A 15,498-nucleotide genomic window follows, 5' to 3' on the forward strand; every position below is an offset into this window, starting at 1 on the left:
CGGGGAGAACGGGGCCGGGGGTACGGGGAGACCGGGGCGGAAGGGGCGGGAGACCGGGGCGGGAGGCGGGTGCTACCGGGGGGTACGATCGGCTGCGCCATGGAGATGAATGCCAGCTACACCAGTTTCGTCGCGGTCGGTGACTCCTTCACGGAAGGCATGTCCGACCTTCTCCCCGACGGCTCCTACCGGGGGTGGGCCGATCTGCTCGCCGCGCGGCTGGCGGCCCGTACCCCCGGGTTCCGGTACGCGAACCTCGCCGTGCGCGGCAAGCTCATCGGCCAGATCGTCGAGGAGCAGGTGGAGCGCGCGGCGGCCATGGCGCCGGATGTGGTGACCCTGGTCGGCGGGCTCAACGACACGCTGCGCCCCAAGGTCGACATGGGCCGGGTGCGCGGGCTGCTCACCGAGGCGGTGGAGCGGCTCGCCCCGGCGTGCGGGCAGCTCGTCCTCATGCGCAGCCCGGCGCGGAACGGCCCGGTGATGGACCGCATCCGGCCCCGCGTCGAGGAGCTGTTCACCGTCGTCGACGAACTCGCCTCGGCGCACGGCGCGCTGGTGGTGGACATCTACTCGGCGCCCGTCCTCGGCGACCAGCGGATGTGGGACGTGGACCGGCTCCATCTGACCGCCGAGGGCCACCGCCGGGTCGCCGAGGCGGTCTGGCAGCGGCTTGGGCTCCCCGCCGAGGAGGAGTGGCGCGCGGAGCTGCCGCCCGCCGTGCCCGCGCGGTGGCCGGCCCGGCGGATGAGCGACCTCCGGTTCGCCCGGGAGCACCTGGGGCCGTGGGTGATGCGGCGGGTGACGGGGCGCTCCAGCGGGGACGGCCGGGCGGCGAAGCGGCCCGAACTGCTGCCGTACGACGGCGTGTCCGGCGCGCCTCAGGAGGGCGCCGCACCGTGACGTACGGCGCCGGGCGGGCTTGTGGGATCGTACGAGAGCGGGCGCGGCGTCGCGCTGCGTGAACCGACAGTAGAATCGGCTCACGTGACTCCCAAGCCTCGTATCCCCAATGTCCTCGCCGGCCGCTACGCCTCCACGGAGCTGGCCGCGCTCTGGTCCCCCGAGCAGAAGGTACGGCTGGAGCGTCAGCTCTGGCTGGCCGTGCTGCGGGCGCAGCGGGACCTCGGGATCGATGTCCCGGAGGCCGCCGTCGCCGACTACGAGCGGGTGATCGACCAGGTCGACCTGGCGTCGATCGCCGAGCGCGAGAAGGTCACCCGGCACGATGTGAAGGCGCGGATCGAGGAGTTCAACGCCCTCGCCGGGCATGAGCAGGTCCACAAGGGCATGACCTCCCGCGATCTGACGGAGAACGTCGAGCAGCTCCAGATCCGGCTCTCGCTGGAGCTGGCCCGGGACCGTACGGTCGCGGTGCTGGCCCGGCTCGGGAAGCTCTCGGGCGAGTACGGCGCGCTGGTCATGGCGGGCCGTTCGCACAATGTGGCCGCGCAGGCCACCACCCTCGGCAAGCGGTTCGCGACGGCGGCCGACGAGCTGCTGGTGGCGTACGGCCGGCTGGAGGAGCTGCTGGGCCGCTACCCGCTGCGCGGGATCAAGGGCCCGGTCGGCACGGCGCAGGACATGCTCGACCTGCTGGGCGGGGACACCGCCCGGCTGGCCGAGCTGGAGCGGCGGGTCGCGGGCCATCTGGGCTTCGCGCGGGCGTTCACCTCGGTGGGCCAGGTCTATCCGCGCTCCCTCGACTACGACGTGGTGAGCGCGCTGGTGCAGCTCGCCGCCGCGCCGTCCTCCGTCGCGAAGACGATCCGGCTGATGGCCGGGCACGAGCTGGTCACGGAGGGCTTCAAGCCCGGCCAGGTCGGCTCGTCGGCGATGCCGCACAAGATGAACACGCGCTCCTGCGAGCGGGTCAACGGGCTGATGGTGATCCTGCGCGGGTACGCGTCGATGACCGGCGAGCTGGCGGGCGACCAGTGGAACGAGGGCGATGTCTCCTGCTCGGTGGTGCGCCGGGTGGCGCTGCCCGACGCGTTCTTCGCCTTCGACGGGCTGCTGGAGACCTTCCTGACCGTCCTGGACGAGTTCGGCGCGTTCCCGGCCGTGGTCGCCCGTGAACTCGACCGGTACCTGCCGTTCCTCGCGACGACGAAGGTGCTGATGGGCGCGGTACGGGCCGGGGTGGGCCGGGAGGCGGCGCACGAGGTCATCAAGGAGCACGCGGTGGCGTCGGCGCTCGCCATGCGGGAGCGGGGCGCCGAGCGCAACGAACTCCTCGACCGGCTGGCGGCGGACGAGCGGATGCCGCTGGACCGGGCGGAGCTGGACGCCCTGATGGCCGACAAGCTCTCCTTCACGGGCGCGGCGGAGGGGCAGATCGCGGCGGTGGCGGAGCGGATCGAGGAGATCGTGAAGCGCCACCCGGAGGCCGCCGGGTACACGCCGGGCGCCATCCTGTGAGGGCCTGACGCGGAGAGCGAAGACGGAACCGCCCGTGCCCCTGTCCCACCGGACAGGGGCACGGGCGGTTCCGTATGTGCAGTACGCGATGTGCCGTACGCGCCACGTGCGCCACGTGCGCCACGTGCGCCGGGTGGGCCGGGTGCGCCGGTACGCGGGGGCCCTTGCCCACCGTCTTGCCAATTCCGTGGCAAGCGTTGACAAGTTTGCACAACGGTGACGACGATGCAACAAGTCGTTCACCAGCCCCTCTCCGTCGAACCGGTAAACGGAGCTCTTCATGGCCCCCACCCTCACCGACGTCGCGAAACGCGCCAACGTCGCCCTCTCCACCGCGTCCCGCGCGTTCAGCGACCCGGACCGGCTCGGACCGCACACCTTGCGCAAGGTGCTCGCCGTTGCGCAAGAGCTGGGGTACGAGCCCGCCACGCCCCGGGTCACCGAGCCCGCCGCCGACCAGGAGGGCGCCACCGTGGCGCTGGTCGTCCCCGATATCGCCAACCCCGTGTTCGGCGCCTTCGTGAAGGCCGCCCAGGGTGAGGGATGGCACCGCAGACAGACCGTCGTGCTCGCCGACACCGATCTCAACCCGGACCGCGAGCGCGAGGTCATCGCCCATCTGCGGGACCAGGCCGACGGGCTGGTCGTGGTGTCGTCCCGGCTGGACGCCGACGAGATCCTGGGCATCTGCGGCCGTACCCCCGCCGTCCTGGTCAACCGGGAGACGACCGGCGCCGACTGTGTGCTCACCGACGCCGCGCACGGGCTGCGCCAGGCCGTCGACTACCTCGCCGCGCTCGGCCACCGCAGGATCGCGTACGTCCAGGGCATGCAGCGCTCCTGGTCGAACGCGCACCGGGTCGAGGTGATGCGCGCGGAGGCCGAGCGGGCCGGCCTCGAACTGGACGTGCTGGGGTGGCAGTCCGAGACGGTCGCGGGCGGGACCGCCGCCGCGGCCAGTGTGATGGCCTCCGGCGCCTCCGCCGTGATCACCCACAACGACCTGGTCGCGCTCGGGGTGATCGCGGGCGCGCGGGCGCTGGGCCTCTCCGTGCCGGAGGACCTCAGTGTCGTCGGGGTCGACGACATCCCGTTCGCGGAGGTCTCGCAGCCCGCCCTCACCAGCATCGCCGTCCCCATGGCGAAGGCGGGCTCCCTCGCCATGGACCTGCTCGGCCAGGTCCTCGCGGGCGACCGGCACACCCCGCGCACGCTGCGGCTGCCGACCCAGCTCATCGTCCGGGGGTCCAGCGGCCCCGCCCGTACCCCCGGCCCCCGGGAGCGCGCCACCGCCGGCCACGGCGCGAAGGAGGCGTCATGACCCCCGTCCCCCTCACCGTGGTCGTCGCCGACACCAACCTCCTCCCCCTGCGCGCCGCGTTCGAGGCCGCGCTGCCGGCCGGCACGGCGGTGCGCTGGCCCGATCCCCGGGACACCGGGGCCGTCGCGGAAGCCCTCGCCGACGCCGAGGTGCTGGTCTCCGGCCGGTGCCCCGCCGAGCTCGCCGCCGCCGCGCCCCGGCTCCGGCTGGTCCACGCCGCGGGCGCCGGTACGGAGCAGATCGACACCGCCGCGCTCGCCCCGGGCACGGTCGTCGCCAACACCTTCCACCACGAGAACTCCATGGCGGAGTACGCCGTCTCGGCGACGGTCCTGCTCCGCCGGGGCTTCCTCCGCCAGCACGAGGCGCTGCGCGCGGGCCGGTGGCTCTCGCCGGTGTACGACGCAGCGGTGCCCTGGGCGGAGAGCCTGGGCGCGGCGACCGTCGGGTTCGTCGGCTTCGGCCATATCGGCGCCCGTACCTGGGAGTTGTTCCGGGCGTTCGGCGCGCGGGGCGTCGCGGTCACCCGGCGCGGCGAGGTCGACGCGGCGGCCCACGGGCTCGCCTGGTCGGGGACGGTGGACGACCTCGGCGCCCTGCTGGAGACGTCGGACGTCGTGGTGGTCTCCGTACCGCTCGGTCCGGCGACGGCGGGGCTGATCGGCCCGGCCGAGTTCGCCCGGATGCGCCCGCACACCGTGCTGGTCAACGTGGGGCGCGGCCCGGTCGTGGACGAGGACGCGCTCTTCGCCGCGCTGAGCGGCCGGACGATCGGCGGTGCCGCGCTCGACGTCTGGTACCGGTACCCGGCCGAGGGCGGCTCCGGGGCGCCCGGCCATCACCCCTTCGAGAGTCTGGACAACGTACTGATGACCCCGCACTCCTCGGGCCTGACCCGGGAGACCTTCGCCCGCAGGGCCGCCGACATCGCCGCCAACATCGGCCGGCTCGCGGCGGGCGAAGAGCTCCGCAACGTCGTGGCGGTGGCCCGATGAGCGGGGCGGCCGACACCATCACCGCCGTGGACGTGCTGGTCACCAGCCCCGGCCGGAACTTCGTCACCCTCAAGATCACCACGGCGGAGGGCCTGGTGGGATGGGGCGACGCCACTCTCAACGGCCGCGAGCTGGCCGTCGCCTCGTATCTGCGCGACCATGTCGCCCCGCTGCTGATCGGCCGGGACCCGGCGCGGATCGAGGACACCTGGCAGTACCTCTACCGGGGCGTCTACTGGCGGCGCGGCCCGGTGACCATGACCGCCATCGGCGCCGTCGACCTGGCGCTCTGGGACATCAAGGGAAAGACCACCGGGCAGCCCGTCTACCAGCTCCTCGGCGGCGCGGTCCGCGACCGGGTCCTCACCTACACGCACGCCAGCGGCTGGGAGGTGCCGGAGCTGCTGGACGCGATCGACGCGGTGCGCGAGCGCGGCTTTCTCGCCGTACGGGCGCAGAGCGGGGTGCCCGGCCATGACCTGGTGTACGGGGTGACGCGCGGCGGCCCCGGGTACGAGCCCGCCGGGCGGGTCGCGGCGCCGGTGGAGGAGGTCTGGGACACCGAGTCGTATCTCCGGCACGCCCCCGGCGTCCTCGCCGCGGCCCGCGCCCATGTGGGCCCGGAGCTGCGGCTGCTGCACGACGTCCACCACCGGCTGACGCCGGGTCAGGCGGCCCGGCTGGGGCGGGCGGTGGAGGACGTGGACCTGTTCTGGCTGGAGGACGTCACCCCGGCCGAGAACCAGGAGGTGCTGCGGCATGTGCGGCACCACACCACCGTGCCGCTCGCCATCGGCGAGGTCTTCAACACGGTGTGGGAGTGCCAGTCGCTCATCACCGAGCAGCTCATCGACTACATACGCACCTGTGTCACCCACGCGGGCGGCATCAGCCATCTGCGGCGGATCGCCGCGCTCGCCGACATCTGGCAGGTCAAGCTCGGCCCGCACGGCCCCTCCGACGTGTCACCGGTGGCGCTCGCCGCCTCGCTCCATGTCGGGCTCTCCACCCCGAACTTCGCGATCCAGGAGTACATGGGGTACGAGCCGCTGGTCCACGAGGTGTTCCGGCACGCGTGGAGTTACGAGGACGGCCATCTGCACCCGGGGGAGGCTCCCGGGCTCGGGGTCGAGGTGGACGAGGAGCTGGCCGCCCGCTTCCCGTACGAGGCCGCCTATCTGCCGGTGGCGCGCCGCCGCGACGGCTCGATGACGGACTGGTGAGCGCCATGACGACGACTTCTTCGCTGCCCCGGCTCGGCGCCGGGACCGCCGGGGGCCGGCCGCCCGCCGGGACCGGCATCGTCCATCTCGGGCTCGGCAACTTCCACCGCGCCCACCAGGCCGTGCACACCGCCGCCGCGCTCGCCCACACCGAGGGGCCCTGGGGCATCCTCGGTGTGGCGAACCGGTCGGCCGGGGTCGCCGACGCGCTGCGCGAGCAGGACCTGCGGTACGCGGTCGTGGAGATCGCCCCGGACCACACCGAGGTGACCGTCCCCGCCGTGCACACCGGGGCGCTGGTGGCCGCCGCGCAGCCGGAGGAGGTCCTGACGGCGCTGGCCGCGCCCGCCACGGCCGTCGTCACCCTGACGGTCACGGAGCACGGCTACACCTTCTCGCCCCGTACCCATGGGCTCGACACCGACTCCCCCGCCGTCCGGGCCGATCTGCGCGGCGACGCGCCGCCGCGCACCACCATCGGCCGGATCGTCCGCGGGCTCCAGCGCCGGCAGCGCACCCATGGCGCCCCGGTGACGGTGCTGAGCTGCGACAACCTCGTGGCCAACGGCGCGCAGACGGAGCGCCTGGTACGGGAGTTCGCGCAGGCGCTGCCCGCCGCCGAGCGGGACGCGCTGACCCCGTGGCTGGACGAGGCGGTGACGTTCCCCAGCTCGATGGTCGACCGGATCGTCCCCGCGACCACCGATGTCTACCGGGCGGCGGTCGCCGAGCGGCTGGGGGTGCGCGACGCCGTACCGGTCCCGGCGGAACCGTTCTCCATGTGGGTGATGGAGGACCGGTTCGCGGCCGGGCGGCCCCGCTGGGAGCAGGGCGGGGCGCTCTTCACGGCCGATGTGGAACCGTACGAACTCCTCAAGCTCCGGCTCCTCAACGGCACCCACTCGCTCATCGCCTATCTGGGCGCGCTGGACGGGCGGGCGACCATCCCGGAGTCGGTCGCCCGGCCGTTCGTCGAGCGGGCCGCGCGGGGGGTGCTGGCCGAGGAGTATCTGCCGAGCCTCACCGTCCCCGCCGGTATCGACGTGGCGGCGTACATACGGCAGCTCTTCGAGCGCTGGGCCAATACGGCGCTGGGCCACCGCACCCAGCAGGTCGGCTCCGACGGCTCGGTGAAGCTCCGCCAGCGGGTGCCCGAGCCCGCGCTGCTCCATCTGCGCGCCGGGCGGATGCCGCACCGGCTGGCGCTGACGGTGGCCGCGTATCTGTGCTGCGTGGCGCCGCCCGCCGGGTTCTCGCCGGGGCCGCACGCCGCCGCGATGGTGGATCCGGCGCGCGGAACACTGGCCGCGCTCGCGGGGCGGGCGGCGACCGCGCCCGGCGGCTCCGGGGCCGCGCGGACCGCCTTCGTCGAGGCGGTCCTCGACAGCGGGCTGCTCGGGGACGGGCTGACGGAGCACCCGGCGTTCGGCGCCCGGATCGCGGAACTCATCGACGTCATCGTCCGGTTCGGACCCGGCGCCGCGGCGGAGGAGGCGGAGACGGCGGCGGATGAGGCGGCGGCACCCCCAGAGGCCGAGAACCGGCAAGCCCGAGAAAGAAGGTGACCGAAATGATCGAAGTGACCACTCCCGAGGAGTTTCCTCCCGCTTCGACCCGCGCCGCCGTCCTGTACGGCCCGGGCGACCTGCGGGTCGAGGACCGCCCGCTGCGCCCCCTCGGCCCGGACGACGTGCTCGTCACGGTCGACGCCGTCGGGGTCTGCGGCTCCGACATGCACTACTTCGCCAGCGGCCGCAACGGACAGAACGAGCTGCGGCGGCCGACCGTCCTGGGCCACGAGGCGTCCGGCGTCATCAGCGCCAAGGGCTCCGCCGTCGCCCTGGACCTCGGCACCCGGGTGGCCGTGGAGCCGGCCGTGGGGTGCGGCTCCTGTCCGACCTGCCGCTCCGGGCGGTACAACCTCTGCCCGACCGGTACCTGCTTCGGCTCACCGCCCACCGACGGGACCTTCGCCGAGTACGTGGTCGCCCCGGCCCGCGCCGTCCACCCGCTGCCCGACGCGATCCCGCTGGAGGTCGGCGCCCTGATCGAGCCGCTGGCCGTCGCGGTGTGGGCGGTACGCCGCGCCGAGGTCGCGTTCGGCGACCGCGTCCTGGTCACCGGCGCGGGCCCGATCGGCATCCTCGTCGCCCAGGTGGCCCGCGCCGCCGGGGCGAGCGAGGTGACCGTCACCGATGTCAACGAGGCCCGGCTCGCACAAGCGCTGAAGCTGGGCGCCGACTCCGTCGTCGACACGGCGGAGCGGGAGCTCGACCTGACCGGCGTCGACCGGCTGCTGGAGTGCTCGGCCCACCCGGCCGCGCTCCGGCAGGGGCTCGCCACGCTGCGCCCGGCCGGCCGGGCGATCGTCGTCGGGCAGGCGCCGCCCGCCATGGACGGGGTGCCGCTGGCACACCTCCAGCGGTGGGAGATCGAACTCTCCACCGCCTTCCGTTACGCCCATGCCTTCCCCACCGCCATCGAGCTGGTGGCCGGGGGCCGGGTCGATCTCGCGGGTGTCCTGACCGGACGGTTCCCGCTCGACCGCGCGGCGGACGCGCTGCGGGCCCCGGGCGAGGACCCGGCCCACCTCAAGGTCGTCGTACGGCCGGGCGACCGCACCGCCTGACACCCCCGCCTGCTCCGCTTCCCTCCCTCCTCCCCTTTCCCTCCCTCCCTTTCTCTCCCTCTCTCCCTCTCTTCCTCTCCCTCCCTCTGTCTGCCGCACCGCCCGTGCCGGGCGGCGGTCCCGCCTACCCACCCGCCGCCCGTTTCCATCGCCTTTACACCGAATATCCTGTCAGCCGATCCGTTCAAGGAGGAACAGATCATGGCCCCCACCACCGCACCACCCAACCCAGCGGCGATACGCCGCGCCGCCTGGGCCGGTCTGATCGGGACCGCGCTCGAACAGTACGACTTCGTCATCTACGGAACCGCTTCCGCGCTGATCTTCAGCGAGCTGTTCTTCCCCAACGTCTCGGCGTCGGTGGGCCTCCTCGCCAGCTTCAGCACCTACGCGGTCGGCTTCGCCGCCCGGCCGCTCGGCGGGCTCTTCTTCTCCCGGTACGGGGACCGGCTCGGCCGTAAGTGGGTGCTGGTCGCGACGTTGCTGCTGATGGGCGGCTCCACGCTCGCCATCGGTCTGCTCCCGACGTACGGACAGGTCGGCCTGCTCGCCCCGGTCCTGCTGCTGATCTGCCGGATGGGCCAGGGGTTCGGGGCCGGCGCCGAGCAGTCGGGGGCCGCCGCCCTGCTCACCGAGACGGCCGCGAAGGGGCGGAGAGGCCGGCTCTCCTCCCTGGTCATGACGGGCGCCGCGCTGGGGACGGCGCTCGGCGCGGTGGCCTGGATCCTCGCCCAGCGGCTCTCGGACGAGGCCCTGATGTCCTGGGGCTGGCGGCTGGTCTTCGGCTCCAGCCTGGTGGTGACCGTCGCCGCCATGGTCATCCGGCGGAAGCTCAACGAGAGCCCCGTCTTCCAGGAGCTCAAGGAGCGGCGGGAGGAGAGCGAGGCGGCGGTGGAGCGGCCCGCCTCGCCGGTGAAGGAGGTCCTGACGCGGGGCCGCAAGCCGATGCTGCTGGTGCTTTTCATGAACTTCGGGATCTCCACGCAGTCGTACACGTACCAGGTCTTCATGGCCTCGTACCTGGTGACGACGGTGGGTGTGGCGAAGGACTTCGTGCCGGAGGTGCTGCTGCTCGGCGCGATCTGCGGCGGTATCGCGGCGATCTGCTTCGGCACCCTCTCGGACCGCTTCGGCCGCAGGCCGGTGTACACGGTGATCCTGAGCGCGCTGGTGCTGCTGCCCGCGCCCACGTTCGTCGCGCTGAACACGGGGTCCAAGGTGGCGATCACGGTGGCGATCGTCGTCGGCTTCATCCTGGCCTGCCAGGGCGCGGTCGGGGTGCAGATGAGCTTCTTCCCCGAGCTGTTCGGCAACCGCTACCGGTACGCGGGGGTCACCCTGGGCCGGGAGTTCTCCTCGGTGATCGGCGGCGGGGTCGCCCCGCTGATCTGCGCCTCGCTGATCACCGCGTTCTCGGGCTCCTGGGCCCCGGTGGCCTGCTACATGATGCTGGTGACCGGGGTCAGCCTGGTCGCCACGCGGATGGCGCCGGAGACCCGGGACCGCGATCTGACCCTCCCGTACGACGCCACGGCGCCGGTGCCGGTGGCCGCCGGGGCCGCCGGGCGGGCGGCCGCCGGGGACGCCGCCCGGATGGAGAAGGTCGGCGACTGACCGGCTCCGGATCCGGCCGGACCGCCCTTACCCGGGCCGGCGGGCCCGGCCGGGTGGCCTCCGCGGGCAGCCGCGGGGGCCACCCGTACCTGCCCCGTACGTACCACTCGCCGCGCCGCTCGGGCACCGAGTACGATCCGCCACACACGGGCGCGAGCTGGGAGGACTACGTGGGGCGGCTGACCGGCGGGGACCCGTCCCTGCTGCGGAGGATCAACTCCGCCGTGGTACTGCGGGCCCTGCGCGAAGCGGGCTCCCTCACCCTCACCGACCTGACCAGGACGACGGGCCTCTCCCGGCCCACGGTCGAGGGCGTGGTGGAGGGGCTCGCCGAGACGGGGCTGGTCGCCGAGGCGGCCCCGGAGGAGGGCGAGACCAGGAAGCAGGGGCGCCCGGCGCGGCGGTTCCGCTTCCGGGCCGAGGCGGGGCATCTGCTGGGCATCGAGATCGGGCCGCACCGGGTGGCCGCGATGGTGGCGGGGCTGGACGGCGAGGTCCTGGGCAGCGGCTCCCTGGCGGTCTCGGCCGAGGCGGACGCGGACGAACGCCTCGCGCGGGTACGGGCGGTGGCCGACGAGGTGCTGGCCGGGGCCGGGGTGGCGCACGGTTCGCTGCGCGCGGTCGGGGTGGGCAGCCCGGGGATCGTGGAGGCGGACGGGACCGTACGGCTCGGGACGGCGCTGCCCCAGTGGACCGGGCTGCCGCTCGGGGAGCGGCTGCGGTGCTCGTACAGCTGCCCGGTCCTGGTGGAGAACGACGCGAACGCGGCGGCGGTGGCGGAGCAGTGGAAGGGCGCGGCCACCGACTCCGCCGATGTCGTCTTCGTGCTGGCCGGGCTGAGCCCGGGGGCGGGCGCGCTGATCGGCGGGCGGCTGCACCGCGGGTTCGGCGGGGCGGCGGGCGAGATCGGCGCGCTCCATCTGCTGGGCCTCGGGGCCACGCCGGAGCGGCTGCTCTCCACGACGGACGAGCCGCTGCACCCGCTGGACGAGCGGGCGGTGGCCCAGGTCTTCGCCCAGGCGAGGCTGGGCGACGCGCGCGCCCAGGAGGCGGTGGAACGTTTCATCCTGCGCCTGGTACGGGATGTGGCGACGCTGGTGCTGGCGCTCGACCCGGAGCTGGTGGTGATCGGCGGCTGGGCGACCGGCCTGGACAGCGTGCTGGACCCGCTCCGCGACGAACTGGCCCGCTACTGCCTCCGCCCGCCCCGTGTGACGCTCTCGCTGCTGGGCGAGGCGGCGGTGGCGATGGGCGCGCTGCGCCTCGCCCTCGACCATGTGGAGGAGCAGCTCTTCGCGGTGGAGAGAACGGTGACCGGGCGGGATGACCGGACGGGATGACCGGACGGGGGTGAGGGGCCGGGGGCCGTCGTTACGCGAGGGCCGTACTCCCGGCCGTACGTACTGGCAGGCCCCGCTCCCGCCCTGCCCCGCTCCCGGCCGGACCGCCCCGGCGACGGGTGGACCCGTACCCCCGCCCCGGGGTCAGGAGGCCTGGCGGGTTTCCTCGGGGGCCTCGCTGATCTCCAGGTCGCCGGAGTCGCCGAAGGTGAGCCGGCAGGTGTCCGCGCGGTACGTGGCCACGGAGACCGCGGCGGTCCGGCCCGCCACCACGTACCGCGTGGTGACGACGAGGACGGGCGCGCCCGGGAGCCGGTCCAGCTCCTTCGCGTCCTCGGCGCGCGCCGAGCCCAGCTCGACCGCGCGCTCCGGCGCGTCGAGCGCGAGCCGCTGGAGCTCCCGCAGGACGGCGCGGGCGCGGGCGGGCCCCGAGGGGGCCTCGATGGCGGAGAGTTCGGGGACCGAGGACGACGGCACGTAGATCAGCTCGGCGGCCACGGACTGGCCGTTCGTGATCCGGATCCGGCGGACGGTGTGGACCTCTTCGCCCTCGCCGGTCTCCAGGAGCCGGGCCACCGCGGCCGGCGCGGCGGCCGTACCGTGGTCGAGCGGCTGCCAGGCCTCCTCGTCGGCGCCGGGCCACTCGTCCCGGGGCGTGGAGACGGCCACGCCGACGCGCGGCGGGGCGACGGTCGTACCGACCCCCCGGCGGCGCTGGAGCCGGCCCTCCAGTTCGAGCTGTTCCAGCGCCTGCCGGAGCGTGGCGCGGGCGACCCCGAAACGGGCGGCGAGTTCACGCTCGTTGGGCAGCACCTCGCCGACCGCGAAGTCGGAGTCGAGCGCTTCGGCGAGCACGGTCCTGAGATGCCAGTACTTGGACTCCGGCACCGTCTGAAGCTGCGTGGTCCCCACCCTGATCCTCCGCACTCGCCGGTCCGCCCGGCGGGTTTCCGTGCCCTTGTTTATTAAAGGTCCTTGCACTAAAAGGTGACGATAGGACGGGGCCACCCCTTGGTCAAGACCAATCGGCCCGCCCGTCACCTGAGGAAACGGATTTTTTACCCCGGGTACACGAAAGACACACGGAAGCGGTAACAAACGTCCGCCGGAGCGGGGGGGCGCAGACCGTGGGCCGTCCGGCGCGTGGGCCGTCCGCCGCGCGAGGAGTCCGGAGCTAGAGCGTGGGCCGGCGTCCCGGGGCGACGCCGGCCAGCTTCTCCGGGTTGCGGACGATATGGACGCGCTCCACCAGACCGCCGGCGAACTCCAGCTGGACGACCGTGTCGGGCTTCCCGTCGACCGAGAACACCACCCCGACCCCGCCATTGACCTCGGTGAAGAGCGCGTCGAGCCGCTCCATCCCCTCGCCGATGGCCACCAGCAGCCGCCCGGCTTTCTCCGGCCCCTCGACCATCCGGCGGGGCGCCTGCGCCTTGCCGCCCGCGTCGGCGACGACCACCACGTCCGGGGCGAGCAGGGAGAGCAGCTCCCCCAGATCGCCGCCGCCGGCCGCCGCGAGGAACCGTTCGGTGAGCGCGCGGCGCTGCGCCGGGTCGACGTCGTACCGGGGCCTGCGCTCCTCGACATGGTGCCGGGCCCGCCCGGCGAGCTGGCGTACGGCCGCCTCGCTCCGCTCCAGCGTGGTGGCGATCTCGGCGAACGGGAAGCCGAACGCCTCACGGAGCACGAACACCGCGCGCTCCAGCGGCGAGAGCGATTCGAGGACGACCAGGACCGCGAAGGAGACGGAGTCGGCGAGCAGCGCGCGGTCGGCCGTGTCGGGCACGTCGCCGCCGAAGTCGGTGACGACGGGCTCGGGCAGCCAGGGCCCCACATAGGTCTCGTGGCGTGCGGTGGCCTGGCGGAGCCGGTCGATGGCGAGGCGGGTGGTGATCCGGACGAGGTAGGCGCGCGGCTCGCGGATCTCCGTACGGTCGGCGGCGCTCCACCGCAGCCACGCGTCCTGGACGACGTCCTCGGCGTCGGCGTACCGGCCGAGCATGCGGTACGCCACCCCCGTGATGACGGGTCGGTGGGTCTCGAACGCCTCGGTCGCCTCGGTCATCGCATCGGCTGCCACCCGCCCATCCCACCGGACGGGGCAGGCCGTTGTCCAGGCGCCCCGCGCGCGGCGATCCGGTGGCGGAGATTCCGCTATCGCCGTACGGCGGGCGGCTGTTCACCCGGGGTTCGCGCGGTGGCCGTCACCAAGGGCTAGGCATGGCCTGACACGCAGGCCGCTCTCGCCCAGGAGACGATCCATGCCGTACGGCCCCCAGAACACCCCCGAGCCGTCCTCCCCGTCCCCGTCTTCCCCCTCTTCGACCTCTCCCTCTTCTTCCTCCTCCGCCGCCTCCGCCGTCTCGGGGCACCCCGGCCGGCGGGGTGTGCTGCGCGGCTCGCTCGCCGCCTCGGCCGCGCTGGCGCTGCCCGGCGCCGCGCTGCTGGGCGGTGCGGCGCCCGCGCTGGCGCTTTCGGGCCGGCCGCGCGCGAGCTGGGGCGTGCAGGCGGGCGATGTCACGTCCTCGTCGGGGCTGGTGTGGGTACGGTCGGACCGGCCCGCCCGCATGATCGTGGAGACCTCCGCCACCGAGTCGTTCCGCCGCGCGCGCCTGGTCCGGGGGCCGCTGCTGGGCGCGGGCTCCGACTTCACCGGTACGGTCCCGCTGCACGGGCTCCCGGCGGGCGAGCGGATCCACTACCGGGTGACGCTCGCGGACCCGCACGACCCGCGCCGTACCGGCGAGCCGGTGTACGGCACCTTCCGTACCGCGCCCGCCACGCGCCGCCAGGGGGTGCGCTTCGTCTGGTCCGGCGACATCGTGGGGCAGGGATGGGGGATCAACCCGGAGATCGGCGGTCTCACGGTCTACGACGAGATGCGCCGGCTCCACCCCGACTTCTTCCTCTCCAGCGGCGACAACATCTACGCGGACGGGGTCGTCGAGCCCAGCGTGACGCTGCCGGACGGCCGGGTGTGGCGCAATGTCACCACCGAGGAGAAGGCGAAGGTCGCGGAGACGCTCGCCGGGTACCGGGGCAACTTCCGCTACAACCTGCTCGACGAGAACGTACGGCGCTTCAACTCCGAGGTGCCCTCGATCACCCAGTGGGACGACCACGAGGTACGGAACAACTGGTACCCGGGCCAGATCCTGGACGACGACCGGTACACCGAGAAGAACATCGATGTCCTGGTCGGATACGCGTCGCAGGCGTTCCGCGAGTACTTTCCCGTCTCGACGCTCCAGGCGCGGGGCGCGGACCGGCGGGTGCACCGGGTCATCGGCCACGGTCCGCTGCTCGATGTCTTCGTCCTCGACATGCGCACGTACCGCAACGCCAACTCGCCGGGCCGGCAGGCCGACGACACCACCGGCATCCTCGGCGCCGAGCAGCTCCAGTGGCTGAAGCGGGAGCTGTCGCGCTCGCGCGCGGTGTGGAAGGTCATCGCGGCCGACATGCCGCTCGGTCTGGTCGTGCCGGACGGTCCGGAGAACATCGAGGCGGTCGCGCAGGGCGACCCGGGCGCCCCGCTCGGACGGGAGCTCCAGATCGCGGAGTTGCTGCGGTACATCAAGCACCGGCGGATCACCGGCACGGTGTGGCTGACGGCGGATGTGCACCACACGTCGGCGCAGCACTATCTGCCGGAGCGGGCGGCCTTCAAGGACTTCGAGCCGTTCTGGGAGTTCATCACGGGCCCGCTCGCCGCCGGCCAGTTCCCCGCCAACAAGCTGGACGCGACCTTCGGCCCCGACCGGGTCTTCGTGAAGGCGCCGACGCGGGAGAACACCTCGCCGCTGGAGACCCCGCCGCTCTTCGGCGAGGTGGAGATCGACGGCGGGAGCGGGGAGCTGACGGTACGGCTCCGCGAGGAGGGCGGCACGGTGCTCTTCACGAAGACGCTCCAGCCGGGGAAGGTCGGGCAGTAACCGGCCGCACCGCATAAGCG

At 73.7% G+C, this 15,498-nt stretch carries 12 protein-coding genes; 10 read left to right on the forward strand and 2 right to left on the reverse strand.

Annotated elements, in window-relative coordinates:
• Positions 1-99 precede the first annotated feature (99 nt).
• The 9 genes from AB0O07_RS10265 to AB0O07_RS10305 all read left to right on the forward strand — a co-directional run bounded on the left by AB0O07_RS10265 (position 100) and on the right by AB0O07_RS10305 (position 11,543).
• Entirely contained in the window at positions 100-903 is an 804-nt protein-coding gene (locus AB0O07_RS10265) for an SGNH/GDSL hydrolase family protein (RefSeq protein ID WP_365629959.1), read from the forward strand.
• 84 nt (positions 904-987) lie between these two features.
• The gene (gene purB, locus AB0O07_RS10270) at positions 988-2,421 is read left to right on the forward strand and encodes an adenylosuccinate lyase (protein ID WP_365629962.1); all 1,434 of its coding nucleotides are present in this window, start codon (positions 988-990) and stop codon (positions 2,419-2,421) included.
• Positions 2,422-2,701: 280 nt separating this feature from the next.
• Positions 2,702-3,742, forward strand: coding sequence for a LacI family DNA-binding transcriptional regulator (locus tag AB0O07_RS10275; protein ID WP_365629964.1), 1,041 nt, complete (start codon positions 2,702-2,704; stop codon positions 3,740-3,742).
• Complete coding sequence (locus tag AB0O07_RS10280; RefSeq protein WP_365629967.1) at positions 3,739-4,737, forward strand: 2-hydroxyacid dehydrogenase; 999 nt, start codon at positions 3,739-3,741, stop codon at positions 4,735-4,737. Before AB0O07_RS10275 ends, AB0O07_RS10280 begins: the two co-directional genes overlap by 4 nt.
• Positions 4,734-5,960, forward strand: a complete 1,227-nt coding sequence (gene manD / locus AB0O07_RS10285) for a D-mannonate dehydratase ManD (RefSeq protein WP_365629970.1) — start codon at positions 4,734-4,736, stop codon at positions 5,958-5,960. The genes AB0O07_RS10280 and manD overlap by 4 nt, the downstream gene beginning before the upstream one ends.
• Positions 5,961-5,965: 5 nt before the next feature.
• Positions 5,966-7,525, forward strand: a complete 1,560-nt coding sequence (locus tag AB0O07_RS10290) for a mannitol dehydrogenase family protein (protein ID WP_365629973.1) — start codon at positions 5,966-5,968, stop codon at positions 7,523-7,525.
• A gap of 5 nt (positions 7,526-7,530) precedes the next feature.
• A complete protein-coding gene (locus AB0O07_RS10295; RefSeq protein WP_365629976.1) occupies positions 7,531-8,589 on the forward strand; it encodes an NAD(P)-dependent alcohol dehydrogenase in 1,059 nt (352 codons plus the stop codon).
• Between the two features lie 201 nt (positions 8,590-8,790).
• Positions 8,791-10,203, forward strand: a complete 1,413-nt coding sequence (locus tag AB0O07_RS10300; protein WP_365629979.1) for an MFS transporter — start codon at positions 8,791-8,793, stop codon at positions 10,201-10,203.
• Positions 10,204-10,373: 170 nt separating this feature from the next.
• A complete protein-coding gene (locus AB0O07_RS10305; RefSeq protein WP_365629982.1) occupies positions 10,374-11,543 on the forward strand; it encodes an ROK family protein in 1,170 nt (389 codons plus the stop codon).
• A 144-nt stretch (positions 11,544-11,687) separates the two neighbouring features.
• Here the strand turns inward: AB0O07_RS10305 and AB0O07_RS10310 are convergent, their stop codons facing one another.
• Positions 11,688-12,455: a GntR family transcriptional regulator gene (locus AB0O07_RS10310; RefSeq protein ID WP_365629985.1), complete on the reverse strand. Its 768-nt coding sequence runs from the start codon at positions 12,453-12,455 to the stop codon at positions 11,688-11,690.
• 262 nt (positions 12,456-12,717) lie between these two features.
• Positions 12,718-13,608 (reverse strand): RNA polymerase sigma factor SigJ, encoded by an 891-nt coding sequence (gene sigJ / locus AB0O07_RS10315; RefSeq protein ID WP_365630368.1) that lies wholly within the window; start codon positions 13,606-13,608, stop codon positions 12,718-12,720.
• Between the two features lie 196 nt (positions 13,609-13,804).
• Between sigJ and AB0O07_RS10320 the strand changes: the two genes are divergently transcribed.
• The gene (locus AB0O07_RS10320; RefSeq protein WP_365629988.1) at positions 13,805-15,478 is read left to right on the forward strand and encodes an alkaline phosphatase D family protein; all 1,674 of its coding nucleotides are present in this window, start codon (positions 13,805-13,807) and stop codon (positions 15,476-15,478) included.
• The last annotated feature ends 20 nt before the right edge of the window (positions 15,479-15,498 follow it).

It is taken from the genome of Streptomyces sp. NPDC093085 (assembly GCF_040683935.1).
Classification (GTDB): Bacteria; Actinomycetota; Actinomycetes; order Streptomycetales; family Streptomycetaceae; genus Streptomyces.